Consider the following 13,781-nt stretch of genomic DNA (forward strand, 5'->3'; position numbering starts at 1 on the left):
CTAAAGCCCCGCCGCTTTTGTTAAGTTGACGCGGAAGCGATCTTTGCGCCGCTGATACCGTCGCGTCATCTCAGCTGACGCGTGCCCAAGGTGTTTCTGCACATAGCGTTCATCGACCTCGGCCGAGGAGGCGAGGCCGGCGCGCAGCGAATGGCCGGAGAACCGGAAGGCCCGCTCGATCTCGCTGAGGTCGCCACAAATGCCAGCTGCCATCGCCGTCCGCTTCACCAGCCTGGCCACTTCCTTGTCATTCAATCGCTCGGCGCCGACCGCCCTGCCCTGGCCTGTCACTCTGCGGAAGAGGGGACCATGCGCCAATTTAGCGAACTTGATCCACATCTCGACGGCCGCGACGGGGCAGGTGGCATCCGATGATCCACGGCCGATCTCCACCTCGCGCCAGCCCGTCTTGCCGCGCAGCGTAACAAGCATGCCCTTGTCCAGGATCTCGATCCAGCCGCGCCCGTCTTCCGTCTGCTCCGCCTTCAGATCGAGACCGACGATCTCCGAGCGCCTAAGGCCGCCGGCATAGCCAATCAGCAGCATGGCACGGTCGCGCAAACCGCGCAGAGAGCCACGATCGAGCGTCTCGACCATGGCGATCATGTCATCCGCCAACAGGGCTTCTTTCTGAACAGGTGGGCGAGCGTGGCTTTTGCGGATACCGGCCATGACAGTGGCGATATGGCGATCTTTCCGATCGAGCGAAAGGCCACGCTGTGCATAGTTCCAGGAGAGCGAGGAGAGGCGGCGCGCGATGGTCGAGACCGAGTTCGCCGCCATACCGCGTTCAGTGGTGCCGGACGCGCAGGCGGTGATGTAGAGGCCGACGGTCTGCGGATGCGGGGGGAGGGGGGAGAGGCCCGAGCGCCGGCACCAGGCTGAGAAATGTTTCCAGTCGGCGGCATAGGCGCGGCGGGTGTTGGCCGAACTGGCGGCTTCGACATAGCCCCGCGCGCGATCGGTGAGATCCTGCAGATGACCAGGCAGGCGGGACGCCGGTTGCGTCGGAGGCGAGGGCGCCGTCTCTAACAACTCTTCGCCAGGTATGATCTCGCCGCCGCTGTTCATGCCGCCTCAATATCCGTCCATTTGAAGTCGTTGCCTTTGAAGAGGAGCGGCTCGCCGGTCAGCCTGGCAAGCGCGTAGGAAAAGCAGTCGCCATAGTTCAAGGAGGCAGGATGGCGGCCCTTGCCGTAACGACGCCAGGCTCGGCGGGCTTGATCAGCATGCTCGCTGGTTACCGCGACGACGTCAACTTTCGCTTTAGGTAGCCATGGATCAAGTTCCGCACCCCCAGCCTCCCCGAAGCGGCTTTCGACAACCATGGCTGTTTCCACAAGCGTTGCCGCGGAAACAAGCCGTATGGGATCATCGGCGATGCGTTCGCGATAATGCTGGGCATCCGGTTCATTGAAAAGATCGCGACGATTGCTGTCGTATCGATGACCATCAGTTCGGAATGCCATTTTCGTCGTAACCGATGATCTCTTCATCGCTGCGATCATCGAGGACTGGCAAAACGCTCAGCCGCCGCTGCATCGCCTCCATGTGGTCAAGAAGAGCAGACTTATGAGCTTGCGAGCCGATCCGCTTGAGCCGATCCTCAAGGGCACGCCGCGTCGCAACTGTAATGGTTTCGCCGGTGCGCGCTGCAAGCGCGCGGGCGAGCTTTTCTGTTTCAGGATCTTTGATGCTTAGCGCCATCGAAGGTTTCCAGGTTCCTCAGCATATATATTCTACCTAGGCGGGCACGACGGTCGAGGGTTAATCATGCCGCCGCCGCACACTCTCGCTGCGCTCTCTTGCAAAAGCGGGTGCTGGTGCGGCTGAAGGCCGTGGAAACAACCATTTTCTATTTAAAGCACAAGGCGTCCGATAATGCAACATTATCGGACGTTTTATCTTCGCGACAGGCTGTGCGGTTTATTAGGAAAAAACTAGCAAAAACCGCACATCTGATTTATGCTGCTGCGCATGTATTCGATCACATCTGCGTCCTCTGCCACCTCCACATGGCCCGGCCACCTCCCAAGCTGGGCGCTGGCGCGTGGCCGTGACATTGACGAGCGGGATGCTGCTTTCGCCGCAGGTATCGCGCTGAAATCACTCGACGATTTGATCCGTTCGAATACACCATGGATAGGCTGCTGGCGTGATCGTCTTGCTCTCAAGTCAGCCGCCGTCGCGGCCAGGATGCTCGGTCGCAACGAGGAAGAGCCCGCGCTGCGGGACGCCGTTTTGTTGACGCCCGCGGACGGTGATCCCGGTCCTGCCGGGAAGCTGTTTTTGGCCACACGAATGCTATCCCGCCGGATCGGCATGCCGGGCACATCGTTTATAAAGGAATTGGCCACGCTTCTATCGATCCGGTGGGACGACAATCTTGCCTCGGTCCCTGATCTCGTTGATTCTGCCATCCAGTCCGGGCGTTCGGCACCTTTCGCGGTGGCGGACCTTATAATGGCGATTTCTACGGCTCGCCCGGACGCAGAAGTGTTAGCACTTGGTCTGGGCGAGATGGTGCTGGCTCAGAAGCTGAACTGGTCTCAACCAGTTCCCCTGGTGCTACCCGAGCGCTTTGGCCCAGCTTTCCGCACCATCGGTGGCCGGGGTCGCGTCAAGCCGGGTGAGTCAACCTATTCGAAAGCGATCTGCATGGCGATTGTCGATGGCGCCGAACTGGCACTTCGTTCCGCTGCGGAGATCGATCGCCGCGCTAGCCGTTTGTTGGCCATCGCAGCCAAAGTCAGGACCAGAGGAGCTGAACCGGTCATCCGTCGGCTGTTGAACGAAGACGCTGTATCCGCTTCGGCAGCCGGGGCCAGCCTGTCACGATGGGCGGCAAGCCGGCTGTTCGAGCGGCTCGAAGGCTTTGAGGCGATACGCGAGCTCTCGGGCCGGTCCTCCTTCCGAATATTTGGATTGTGACAATGGCAGGAGCGCGCGCAGCCAAACCCCGCCGTAAAGCCGAGGAACGCAAGCAGGAGATCCTGTATGATCGCGAGCTCCTGGACTTGCCGTCGGAAATGCGCTGGCGGGAATGGATGATGCGGGTCGAGGCGGTCATCTTTGCGTCCTCCGAGCCGGTCAGCCGCGAGACTCTGGCGCGGGTGGTCGGCAAAGACTGCAGCATCGACCTGCTGATCGACGACCTGGTCGGAGAGCTGCGAGATCGACCTTATGAACTGGTCTCGGTCGCAGGCGGGTGGCAACACCGGAGCCGACCAAGGTTTGCCGAGACGATCCGTGCTTCGTCCGCGCCTACGCGAGGCGGTGTGGCAGCGTTGTCTGAATCTGAGGCGATGGTGCTGATGGCTGTCGGATATTACCAGCCAATCACGCGCGGTGAGTTGTCAAAGATATTTGGCAAGGACGTCAGCCGCGATACGATCGGCGGTTTGCGTGGAGCAGGTTTTATCGGCTCCGGCCCACGGAGCCCCACTCCGGGCGCCCCATATACCTATGTCACGACGCCATATTTCCTCTCGGCCTTTGGCATGGAGACATTGCGGGACCTGCCAAATATCGAGGCGCTGGAAGACGCTGGTCTCTTAAGTAAGCAGGGTGGCTCGGTGGATACTGACCCGGCCATCGGGGACGACATGTTGGAAGATTGACAGCTTTCGGCTTGGTACCGCATTGCGCACTTCACAGGTATTGAAGGCGATCCTGCGGGCGACGATCGCTGCGCACGCCGTTGGTGCTTTGGCACAGCATTTTTATTTCCGGACAGATGTCCTGCGTCGCATGACAAGCGGCTAGCATCTGATCCGCGCCTTTCCGGCTGCCGCTGCAGCTTCGGCCATGTTGACGCGGCACCAGACTTCATCTACTCAAGTTTCCGGTAATGGATTCTGCCTGGCCATGGTGGCCGAACCGCTTCGCAGGATGAAGCTGATGACTCCTACTCAACTTGCCGCAGCCGGCAGAGGGGTAGAGTTGTGTCAGATTACCAACTATCGAATTCGATCGTCGTTGTGGCGTGCGCTTTTTCTGGAGCGCTCGCGTGATGATCCGTCAGTTTTCCAGCCTGCGCCTTCAGCAAATCCAGAGCATCGGCAAATGGGTTGCGGTCACCGTCCCGATGGCGATGATTGTCGGGTCCCTTGTCGCCTTTTTCCTCTGGAGCCTCGATCGCGCCACGGAACTGCGCTTCGCCTATCCCTGGCTGATCTTTCTGATGCCGATCGCCGGTTTTGCCATGGTCTGGGCCTACGGGCGCTTCGGCGGGACGGCTGAGGCCGGCAACAATCTTATCGTCGACCAGATCCATGAGCCAGGTGGCGGCGTGCCGCTACGCATGGCGCCCTTCGTCCTCGTCTCGACTGTACTCACCCATCTTGTCGGAGGGTCGGCCGGACGCGAAGGAACGGCGGTTCAGCTGGGCGGTAGTATCGCCAGCGCCTTAGCCAAACTGTTCAAGCTATCAACCGCCGACATCCGCATCCTGCTGATGGCAGGTATCGCGGCAGGGTTTGGGGCAGTCTTCGGAACGCCGATCGCCGGCGCGATCTTTGCGCTGGAGGTGCTGACCATCGGGCGCATGCAATATGAGGCCCTTCTGCCTGCTCTGATGGCGGCCATCTTGGCCGACTGGACCTGTCATGCCTGGGGAATCGGTCATATCCAGTATCATATCGCCTATCTGTCCAATTTCGATATCGGCGGCGCCTTCAATCTCGACGGTTGGCTACTGGCGAAAGTCTCTCTGGCAGGGGTGATATTCGGGTTGGTCGCCCATCTCTTTGCCGAGGCCAGCCACGATCTGTCGGCCCTCTTGAAAAAGGTGATCAGGTACGCGCCGCTAAGGCCCGTCCTCGCAGGGCTGGTCCTGATCGGCCTGACCTATCTTCTTGGAACTCGAGCCTATCTCGGCTTGGGGGTCTGGTCGCCTGATCCGGCGGACCCGACCATTCTCGGCTTCTTCCGCCCTGATCACGTCGATTACTGGAGCTGGTTGTGGAAGGCACTGTTCACGATCATCACACTCTCGGCCGGCTTCAAGGGTGGTGAGGTGACGCCGCTGTTTTTCATCGGTGCAGGGCTTGGCAGTGCGCTCGGCGGGCTTCTCGGCGCCCCGGTCGATTTGATGGCGGGACTTGGCTTCGTCGCCGTCTTTGCTGGCGCAACGAACACGCCACTTGCCTGCATGGTCATGGGGATTGAACTCTTCGGGGCCACCCATGGCGTCTATATCGCCACCGCCTGCTTTCTCGCCTACCTCTTCAGCGGCCATTCGAGCATCTATTTGTCTCAGCGTATCGGCGTCGTCAAATCGGCTGGTTCGGACCTGCCGACCGGTGTTCCGGTGCGCGCGATCCGCACGAAGGGCGGCAGAACGCCCGCGCCTGTGGCAACGCATGCAAATTCCCTCTCCATTCACTCCAATCTGACCGAAAGGCCTATCGTCATGACCCACACCGTCTCCTCACGCGAATTCGGCATGGTGCGCATCTATCTTCGCCCTGGGGAGAAAGTGAAGGCGGCTAAGCGCTGGTTCGGCAGCAAGCCGCTCTATCGTGAACTTGTGATCCAGGCGAAAGCGGCAGGGATCATCAATGCGGTCGCTCATCACACGACGTTCGGATACAGCAACCACGGCAAGATGCAGTCAGAAGGTGTGGAGATCCAGAACCCCAATCTCACCATGTGCGTCGAACTGATCGCGCCGAAGCAGGATCTCGAGACCTTCTGCCGGACGCACGGTGAGTTGCTATGCCGCAAGGTGGTCATCTACAAGCATATCGAGCAGTGGGAAGTCCTGGGTGAAGAGATTGCGGCGCAAGACGCGCTGTCGGGTCGCTTGTCGTCATCCAGCACGTTCTGAGGAAGCGATCATGGGATTTGTCATCGTATTTCTGGATGCAGGCGTCGGTGGTGCCGTCCGCCATGGTGTGAACCTTATAGTGGCCCATCTGCTCGGACTTGGTTTTCCATGGGCAACCTTATCGATCAATATCATCGGGTCATTGCTGATGGGTATCCTGACGGAGATTTTTGTCATGCGAACCGGGCTGCCGCAGGAACTGCGGTTGTTTCTGACAACCGGCATTCTTGGCGGTTTTACGACCTTCTCGACGTTTTCGCTGGATGCTGTAGGGCTTTGGGAAAGGGGAGAGACTAGCGCCGCCATCCTCTACGCCAGCGCTTCTGTCATCCTGGCATTCATTGCAGTGTTCGCTGGCATGGCGCTGGTGCGTGGTATGGTTGGAGGTCAAACGGCATGAAAAGTATTCTTCTTGGCTGGCCCTTCTGGGCGCTATTGTCGGCTGGCTTTGCGGCAATGACGGCTATCTTCGCAAAAGTCGGGGTCGAAAACGTCAATTCCGATTTCGCGACTTTCATTCGCACGATCGTCATTCTGGCCGCCGCCGGGATGATGGTCTATGTCACCGGAAACTGGCAATCGCCGGGTACGGTGTCCGGCCGTAGCTGGAGTTTCCTTGTTCTATCGGGCCTGGCAACCGGCGCGTCGTGGATCTGCTATTTCCGGGCGTTGAAACTCGGTGATGCCGCACGCGTTGCGCCGATCGACAAGCTCAGTGTCGTCTTTGTCGCAATCTTTGCCGTACTCTTTCTGGGGGAGCGTCTGTCGCTCCCCAATTGGCTTGGCGTCTGCCTGATTGCCTGCGGCGCTGTCCTCGTCGCTTACCGCGCCTAGAGCAGACCAGATGTCGAACCCACTCCGTCTCCCCATCTGGCAGGTCTGGTACGCGTGGCACGCAGTTCTACCAGAGGATGATCGTATATTCTGGCTGGAAGTCGTGTGGAGGCGATGGGAGCCGACGGATGGGCGATGGCGGTATCGCTCATTTCGAACACGAGACGAACGGGACGCAGAAGCTGCGTCGCAGGAAATCTGAATCAGGAGGAACACCATGCACGTTGTTGCGCTCATCCCACATCCTAAAACAGCCCTTTCCAGCCTGCTGATCGCCGACGCTGCATCAGCGGTCGAACCGGGATCAACAATCACGGCGCTCCATGTTTGCGTCGATCCCGCCAAGATCGGAGGCAGTGTAGAGGAAGTCGACATGCAGGAAATGCGGATCCGCGATGAGGGCACGGCCTCTCAGCGACGGAACGAGGTCAGAAAGATCTTCGAGGAGTGGTCGGCAGGGCGTGAACCGTCGCCGGCTGGCGCCAAGGTCGAGTGGGTGGAAGCTGATGGTGGAGAAGAAGACGGTGTCCGCAATCATCTCGGATCGGCCGATCTGGTGACCATCGCCCGCCCGCAATCGATGGACGGCGGCGACGCCCTGCATGCGGCGCTCTTCGATCATCATAGGCTGGTGGTTTTTACGCCGGATACTAACGGAACTGCGGTTTCTTTCGGCCGCTCGATTGCCATTTTCTGGAGGGACGATGACGAAATACGTTCTTGCCTTCAAAAGGCCAGAGCTTGGCTCCGCGCTGCTGATACATTGGTAATTCTCGCAGCACACGAGAACGAAGTCCCAGAGGCGGTTGGGTTCATTCAGTCACTGCATGTCAGCGGGACAGGGCGGCTGCAGACCTCCGTGGCGAAAAACGCCGACGAATTTCTGGAAAAGGCCAATAGGGGCGGTGCCGATACACTTTTGATGGGCGCCTACCGTCATGGCGCATTTCTTGAGGCCGTCTTTGGCGGGGCCACGAAGACAGTGATGGACCACACAAGTTTGCCCGCTTTTCTTAGCCATTAGGCCCAAATACGACGCATCTTCATGTGGAACTTCGCCCAAGGAATCCGTTCTACAAGCAAAAAAGAGTTCCATATCCTTGAGCGCAGTGAAAGAGTGAAAAATTATTTTGCTGCCGGGTGGAATAACGCGTGATTGCCAGCGTCTCTCTGCTGTCATTTCAACAAGGAGATCACACTATGCGCAAAACAGTTCTGATGGCTCTGCCGCTCGCTTTTCTCATGTCTACCGGTGCAGCCCTTGCTGGCCCTGCCATGGACATGGCCAAGACCCGTATCGAAGCGATTGCCAAGGGCGATGTCGCGACAATCACCAAAGACTACGGCAAGGATCCTTCCCTTGCCTGGATTGGTGGTCCGCTCGACGGCAGTTATGCGTCGGAAAAGGCGATTGCGGAAGTCTGGGCCAAATTCTCGACGGCACAGGGCGAACAGACCGCCACAGTCGGTGAACTCTGGGAGGCAGCCAATCCCAAGGGCGCGACCGTTGCCGCGAATGTTGTCTTTGCCGGCAAGAACAAGGTTCCCGTTCTTTACATCATGACCTATCGTGACGGAAAACTTGTCGACGAAATCTGGCAGGTCAACCCGCCTGCAAAGTAAGGCGACGGGTGGCCATGCCGGCTTCGCCGGTGTGGCCACCGATCCGAAGGGCTGATGATGTCGACAATGGCGATGCGACTGGAGGCTGAAATACCGGCATTGCGACGCTATGCCTTCGCGCTTCTGCGTGATCACAACCGCGCCGACGATCTCGTGCAGGATTGCCTTGAGCGTGCGATATCGCGCTGGTATCTGCGCCGGACTGATGGTGACCTGCGGGCATGGCTGTTTACCATCATGCGAAACCTGCACATCTCGGCTGGACGCCAATCCCAGCGCCGGGGTCCACACCACGACCTCGATACCGTTATGCTCCCCGGATCGCCAGCCGATCAGGATCATGGCATTGCCGTGCGCGATATACTCGAAGCGCTCGATAGGCTTTCCGACGATCAAAAATCGCTTCTGCTTCTGGTTGGCGTCGAGGATCTGTCCTATGAGCAGGCTGCTGCCGTCATTGGTGTGCCGGTAGGAACCGTGATGTCGCGGCTGTCGCGCGCCAGGCAGAAATTCCGATCTATCCTAGACAACAAGACGCCCGTGACCTTGCGAAGGGTAAAATGATGAACACCGGTTCGCCGATCGGCGAAGATGATCTTCAGGCTTACATTGACGGAAAGCTGCCGCCTGACCGTCAGGCGCTTGTCGACGCCTATCTTGCTGGTCATCCTGAAGTGAGCGCAAGGGTCACGCAACAGCTTGCGGACCGGGAAGCTTTGCGTGTGCGGCTGTCTGAAAAATTCGCAGAGCCCATTCCAGCGCGGCTGCGCATCGCCAACCTTCAGTCCAACGCAGCTTTGCGAAGACAAGGCTGGTATCGCTCCGCCATGACCGCTTGCATCTTCCTGGGAATAGGCCTGGCCGGTGGCTGGTGGCTAAAGCCTGAAGGCGTGCAAATCAACGCAGCGCGATTGTCCGAGGCGGGTTTTGCCGCGAATGCATCTGACGCCTATCGGACCTTCGTGGTCGAAGTAGCCCATCCGGTCGAAGTTGGAGCGGATGACGAGGCACATCTGGTCACATGGCTGTCGAAGCGATCCGGCCGGGCACTGACGCCACCGAACCTTTCGGCATTCGGGTATAAGCTGCTCGGCGGACGCGTCCTTCCGGGCGGTGGCGCTGCGGCTGCACAACTCATGTACGAGGATGACAAAGGCGAGAGGCTGGCCGTTTATCTACGCGCCGGCCAATCAGCGCAGACAGCGTTCACGTTTGAAGAGAAAAACGGCGTGTCCAGTTTTGTCTGGGTGGATCAGGGGTTCGATTTCGCGGTATCCGCCTCGGTCGATCGGGCAAAGCTCCTTCCGATCGCAACTGCGATCTATCAAGGAATGATTTGAATCCGGTCAATCTCAGTGCGGTGTCAAAAATGACTGCGGCATTGTAAGAACGCCGCAGTCAACTTGTTTTGGGGTTGCCCGTAACAGGTAGCCAAACTGTTAGTTGCTCTGCAAGACCGCATTTGCTAGCGGTTCTGTTCCCTCAACGAGGATAACCTTAGGTGTCTTGGAGGCTTCGCCCGGTTTAACGATGGAGCGGGTCGGACTGGTGGCAGATGCCATCGCGGCACCTTTGGCATCTGTCTTGAACGCCACGATCGGTTCCGGCTGACCTTCGAACAACAGCGCATAAGCCGTGTCCGGCTTCAATTTCGAAACGCTGAGATCTACGATATCGATCAGGCCAAGATTGCGCGAGACGACCATTCCGCCGCCTTGCGCATCTGCGGCAGGCTTCAGCATAAGTGTGATGTTCTCCGGCATGTCCTTGCGTGGTTCAAGGTTTTGGCGGCCATCGCCTGTCGGGACCGCATCCGGAACGTAGATCAGCGCTTGTGGGGCCTGGCCTGAGGGGATATGGGCGATCTTCTCATTCTTCTGAGTGTCGATCACGTCCACCGCGTCGCCATTTTCGAGGCCAACAAAGACGCGGCTGCCGTCGCCCGAACCCCAGACACCGTGCGGCAAGGCACCGACGGGAATGGTGGCTATCAGCTTGGCCTCGTCGTTCAGCGTGTAGACTTTTACGACGTTCTCGCCGCCGATGGTCACATAAGCCAATGTTCCGGCGGATGTTTTGGCGAACGCCAGATGGTTGGTGATCGGACCGCTATCGATCACGCCCTTGACTTTCAATGTCTTGGTATCAATCCGCGTCACCTTGCCGACATCCTTGTGGGTTAGCCAGGCTTCCTTTCCATCTGGTGTCACCTGAATGAACGGTGAGAATGGGGAGACCACCGGAATGGATGCGAGCAGCTTTTTCGACGCGACATCGAACACCTGAACGACCGGATTGAAGCTGTTGGCCACAAAGGCGCGCTTGCCGTCTGGCGTAAAGATCGTCATGCCGGGACCGCTCTCGGTCTTGATGCGATCGGTCTCCTTGAATGTCTTCGCATCAATGACCGAAAGGTAATCCTCGCCACGCACGGTTGCCCAGACGTGTTTGCCATCCGGCGTGAAGAAGGCCTCGTGCGGGTTGCGGCCGATATAGGCGACACCTTTGATCTTGTTTGTCGCGGTATCGATGAAGGTCACGGAATTGGTCACCGTCGAGACGGCGACGATGGTACGGTGATCCGGCGAGAAGCCAAGGCCGTGGACGTTGACCTCACCCTTGTAAAGCGGGCTCAAGACATTCGGGCGTGGGTCGCCGAGCTTGATCAGGCCGAGAAGCGTGTTGGTCGATGGATCGATGACAGATACGGTGTTGCTGTTCTGGTCAGCAGCATAGACCCGGTCCTTGGATTCGGGCAGGGCAAAGGCTGGCGTGCTCGCCATCAGGGCGATCAGCAGGGCTGCGGAACGTGTCATTTCGAAGTCTCCGGGTTGGCGGCGACGGAGCCGCGCTGTTGTGTGAGCATCGAATTCATCAACTGAATTTCGTAAGCCTGCTCTGTAATGATCGACTGGGCGAGGTTTCGGATCTGCGGATCTTTGGTGGTGAGCAACACAGCCTTGGCCATGTCGATGGCGCCCTGGTGATGCGGGATCATTTGCGCCAGAAAATCGTGGTCTGGATTGCCTGTTTCGGGGACCGCCATCATGCCGGCATGCATTTTGTCCATGGCGACCTTCATGCTTTTGGAGAACGCAGTGGAAGTGCCGCTATCTTCCATGCTCATCGCCGAATGGTGGTCGTGGGACTGCTCAGCAGATGCACTTCCCACAAAGACGAAACTGGCAACAAGTATGAAACTGTAGACGCGCATGGCAAAATCCTTTTGGCTTGAGTGGATAAGAACGCTGTGGGTCGCCGTTTATTCCATTGCTCATCCGTATTTGTTCTCACGTCGGCGTGAGCGGTTGGCACGCGCGGTACTTGCCGGTCTGCGCTAAGAATTATGGAAGGCGTATCTTGACACGAAGCGTGCCGAAATACTGCTTGCTCATATGCCGCCAAGAGGATCACGCGCGGCGGATCCAATCTGCCTGTGAACGATGTCTGAGGGCGATACCCGCAGCGGATTACGGTATGGAGAATGAACAGTCGGTTGGAACAGGGCGAAAAAGCACACATTCTAAGCCGTTCGACGACGGCGCCCAGTCGTCCGTCTTTTCAGAGGAAAACCAGCCTGGTCGATCGTAGGAAAACTTCCCACAGGGAATTCCGCCACTCTCAGATTTTGGTTTCACTCCAGGCTGGCGGTGGCTTTCATGACTGCTTTGGCGACCTCGTTGAAACTCATTTCAATCCGAACCTGGTGGCCGTTGACGAAAAACGATGGCGTGCCGGCGACTCCGAATTTTTTGTTCGCTTCGGTTGTCGCAGCATTGAGCTTGTCGAGATAGGCCTGATCGGCGACAGCGCGATCGAAACCCGCGCGGTCGATGCCCATGCTAGCGGCGATCTCGCGCAATGCATCCTCGGCATTGGCGGCGCCGGCAATCTCATCGAATTTCGTCATGAAGGACGATACCGTCTCGTCGAATTTGTCTCGGCCCCGCGCATTCGCCAGCATGAAGATAACGGCATCCACCGAGTTTCGCACGAAGGGCCGGTAAGCGATCTTCAACTTACCCGATGCGACATATGTATCATGCAGTTTCGGCAGGTCTCGTTCATGGAAGTCGATGCAGTGGCTGCAGGTTGGGGAGGAATAGACGACAAGCGTCACTGGAGCGGTCTTCTCGCCAACGAAGCTGTCTTGGAATACGGCCGGGTTCATCAAATCCTGCACGGGTTCGGCCTTGGCCGATGTCACGCATCCCAAAGCAATGCCGACGATCACGGCCATCATACGAAACGTCATGTCTTCTCCTGTTCGGTTACGAGAAAAAACACTCCGGCATGAGCAATGCCGGAGTGTTTCGATCATCAGTCGGCCTTGAGGCAGGGCGAGACGAAGAGCGAGCGGTCAAGAGTGCCCTTGATCGTCTTGGCCGCGACCAGCAGCCACATGCAGACAAGTGCAGTAACAAGAACCGCGCCAAAGATCGCGATAGACGACATCGGCACCATCGTTGAGAGACGAAGTGTGGCGACGGCAAACACGCCAAGCGGGAAGGTATAGCCCCACCAGCCGATATTGAATGGCAGGCCCTCGCGAAGGTAGCGCAGGGTGATCAGGACAGCAGTCGCCAGCCACCAGATGCCGTAGCCCCACAGGAGGATCGCGCCGAGGAAGCTGGCACCACCGAAGGCCGGAGCAACGCTCGCCAATCCATTCGCCGACAACACGGCGGGTCCGGTCTGGCTCATGACGAGAAGACCAAGGGCACCGGTTCCGATCGGGCCGAGAGCCAGCCAGCTCGAGGCGGCCATGTTGACATGCGGAAGCTTGTGGACCGCCATGCGCAGGAAAAGGATCACGAGCACGCTCATGGCCAGCGGAACCGAGCAGGCCCATAGGACCAGGCTGGTCATCAGCACCGTCAACTGCGTTTGAGCGTCGGCGATGTGGGGCAAAAGCAGGCCACCGCTGACGGCCGCCACCTCGCTCGCCACGATCGGCAGCAGCCAGACCGCTGTCATTTGGTCAATCGAGTGGGATTGGCGCGTAAACATCATGAATGGGATTGCAAGACCGCAGGCCAGCGACAGTGTGACGTCGATCCACCAGAGCGTCGTTGCGATTGCCACCGCCGTGTCGCCGATATGCGGGATGCCATAGATCAGGAAGCCATTTATAATCGTGGCCAGTCCCATCGGGATGCAGCCAAAAAACATCGACACGACAGAATGCGAGAAGACGCGGCTTGCCTCATGAAAATAGAGCAGCCAGCGTGCCGTGTAGAGCGTTGTGCAGGTGGCAAATAGCAGGATATTGAAGAGCCAAAGCGCCTGACCCATCGCGAAAAGCCACGGATGCCCAGGAAACTGTGCGAGAGCGACCGAAAGGATGCCGGTGCCCATCGTGGTCGCGAACCAATTTGGCGTAAAATTTCGTATGACGTAGCCCTGCATAGGAACGTCCGGGGCTGGCGTGACCGGCCTCTTGAAGGCAACAACCTTGTGCATCGAATTTCTCCTGATCGTTGAGGAGAAAATA

At 58.4% G+C, this 13,781-nt stretch carries 15 protein-coding genes, 2 pseudogenes and 1 riboswitch; of the genes and pseudogenes, 10 read left to right on the plus strand and 7 right to left on the minus strand.

Annotated features, from left to right (window positions below):
- The 3 genes and pseudogenes from BMX61_RS19885 to BMX61_RS19895 all read right to left on the minus strand — a co-directional run bounded on the left by BMX61_RS19885 (nucleotide 1) and on the right by BMX61_RS19895 (nucleotide 1,707).
- Nucleotides 1-1,071 (minus strand): site-specific integrase, encoded by a 1,071-nt coding sequence (locus BMX61_RS19885; RefSeq protein WP_075627906.1) that lies wholly within the window; start codon nucleotides 1,069-1,071, stop codon nucleotides 1-3.
- A pseudogene (locus tag BMX61_RS19890) lies at nucleotides 1,068-1,453 on the minus strand (type II toxin-antitoxin system VapC family toxin). Before BMX61_RS19890 ends, BMX61_RS19885 begins: the two are co-directional and overlap by 4 nt.
- Nucleotides 1,453-1,707 carry a type II toxin-antitoxin system VapB family antitoxin gene (locus BMX61_RS19895; protein WP_075627907.1) on the minus strand — a complete coding sequence of 85 codons (255 nt, stop codon included), beginning with the start codon at nucleotides 1,705-1,707 and terminating at the stop codon, nucleotides 1,453-1,455. Before BMX61_RS19895 ends, BMX61_RS19890 begins: the two are co-directional and overlap by 1 nt.
- 270 nt (nucleotides 1,708-1,977) lie before the next feature.
- Here BMX61_RS19895 and BMX61_RS19900 point away from each other — a divergent pair, with 270 nt between their 5' ends.
- The 10 genes and pseudogenes from BMX61_RS19900 to BMX61_RS19945 all read left to right on the plus strand — a co-directional run bounded on the left by BMX61_RS19900 (nucleotide 1,978) and on the right by BMX61_RS19945 (nucleotide 9,627).
- On the plus strand, nucleotides 1,978-2,931 hold the full coding sequence (locus BMX61_RS19900) for a DUF1403 family protein (RefSeq protein ID WP_234794759.1): 954 nt from the start codon (nucleotides 1,978-1,980) through the stop codon (nucleotides 2,929-2,931).
- A 2-nt stretch (nucleotides 2,932-2,933) separates the two neighbouring features.
- Entirely contained in the window at nucleotides 2,934-3,620 is a 687-nt protein-coding gene (scpB, locus tag BMX61_RS19905; protein ID WP_075627909.1) for an SMC-Scp complex subunit ScpB, read from the plus strand.
- A gap of 31 nt (nucleotides 3,621-3,651) precedes the next feature.
- Nucleotides 3,652-3,765, plus strand: a pseudogene (locus BMX61_RS25150) (cytochrome b); the annotation flags it as partial.
- A 72-nt stretch (nucleotides 3,766-3,837) separates the two neighbouring features.
- Nucleotides 3,838-3,917: riboswitch (Fluoride riboswitch) on the plus strand.
- Nucleotides 3,918-4,012: 95 nt separating this feature from the next.
- Entirely contained in the window at nucleotides 4,013-5,830 is a 1,818-nt protein-coding gene (locus BMX61_RS19910; protein ID WP_075627910.1) for a voltage-gated chloride channel family protein, read from the plus strand.
- A 10-nt stretch (nucleotides 5,831-5,840) separates the two neighbouring features.
- Nucleotides 5,841-6,230 carry a fluoride efflux transporter CrcB gene (crcB, locus tag BMX61_RS19915; protein ID WP_075627911.1) on the plus strand — a complete coding sequence of 130 codons (390 nt, stop codon included), beginning with the start codon at nucleotides 5,841-5,843 and terminating at the stop codon, nucleotides 6,228-6,230.
- Nucleotides 6,227-6,664 (plus strand): EamA family transporter, encoded by a 438-nt coding sequence (locus tag BMX61_RS19920; protein WP_075627912.1) that lies wholly within the window; start codon nucleotides 6,227-6,229, stop codon nucleotides 6,662-6,664. Before crcB ends, BMX61_RS19920 begins: the two co-directional genes overlap by 4 nt.
- Before the next feature lie 217 nt (nucleotides 6,665-6,881).
- Nucleotides 6,882-7,688, plus strand: a complete 807-nt coding sequence (locus BMX61_RS19930) for a universal stress protein (protein WP_075627914.1) — start codon at nucleotides 6,882-6,884, stop codon at nucleotides 7,686-7,688.
- Between the two features lie 128 nt (nucleotides 7,689-7,816).
- Nucleotides 7,817-8,287 (plus strand): nuclear transport factor 2 family protein, encoded by a 471-nt coding sequence (locus BMX61_RS19935; RefSeq protein ID WP_234794760.1) that lies wholly within the window; start codon nucleotides 7,817-7,819, stop codon nucleotides 8,285-8,287.
- Nucleotides 8,288-8,344: 57 nt separating this feature from the next.
- Nucleotides 8,345-8,851: a sigma-70 family RNA polymerase sigma factor gene (locus BMX61_RS19940; protein WP_075627972.1), complete on the plus strand. Its 507-nt coding sequence runs from the start codon at nucleotides 8,345-8,347 to the stop codon at nucleotides 8,849-8,851.
- Nucleotides 8,848-9,627 carry an anti-sigma factor family protein gene (locus tag BMX61_RS19945; RefSeq protein WP_075627916.1) on the plus strand — a complete coding sequence of 260 codons (780 nt, stop codon included), beginning with the start codon at nucleotides 8,848-8,850 and terminating at the stop codon, nucleotides 9,625-9,627. The genes BMX61_RS19940 and BMX61_RS19945 overlap by 4 nt, the downstream gene beginning before the upstream one ends.
- Nucleotides 9,628-9,726: 99 nt before the next feature.
- On the opposite strand, the gene BMX61_RS19950 is transcribed toward BMX61_RS19945, so the two are convergent.
- The 4 genes from BMX61_RS19950 to BMX61_RS19965 all read right to left on the minus strand — a co-directional run bounded on the left by BMX61_RS19950 (nucleotide 9,727) and on the right by BMX61_RS19965 (nucleotide 13,750).
- Nucleotides 9,727-11,103: a YncE family protein gene (locus BMX61_RS19950; RefSeq protein ID WP_075627917.1), complete on the minus strand. Its 1,377-nt coding sequence runs from the start codon at nucleotides 11,101-11,103 to the stop codon at nucleotides 9,727-9,729.
- The gene (locus tag BMX61_RS19955) at nucleotides 11,100-11,501 is read right to left on the minus strand and encodes a DUF305 domain-containing protein (RefSeq protein WP_075627918.1); all 402 of its coding nucleotides are present in this window, start codon (nucleotides 11,499-11,501) and stop codon (nucleotides 11,100-11,102) included. The genes BMX61_RS19950 and BMX61_RS19955 overlap by 4 nt, the downstream gene beginning before the upstream one ends.
- Nucleotides 11,502-11,921: 420 nt before the next feature.
- Nucleotides 11,922-12,530 (minus strand): DsbA family protein, encoded by a 609-nt coding sequence (locus BMX61_RS19960; RefSeq protein ID WP_075627919.1) that lies wholly within the window; start codon nucleotides 12,528-12,530, stop codon nucleotides 11,922-11,924.
- 77 nt (nucleotides 12,531-12,607) lie between these two features.
- Nucleotides 12,608-13,750: a TDT family transporter gene (locus tag BMX61_RS19965; protein ID WP_078057769.1), complete on the minus strand. Its 1,143-nt coding sequence runs from the start codon at nucleotides 13,748-13,750 to the stop codon at nucleotides 12,608-12,610.
- Between the last annotated feature and the right edge of the window lie 31 nt (nucleotides 13,751-13,781).

It is taken from the genome of Xaviernesmea oryzae, assembly GCF_900109605.1.
Classification (GTDB): Bacteria; Pseudomonadota; Alphaproteobacteria; order Rhizobiales; family Rhizobiaceae; genus Xaviernesmea; species Xaviernesmea oryzae.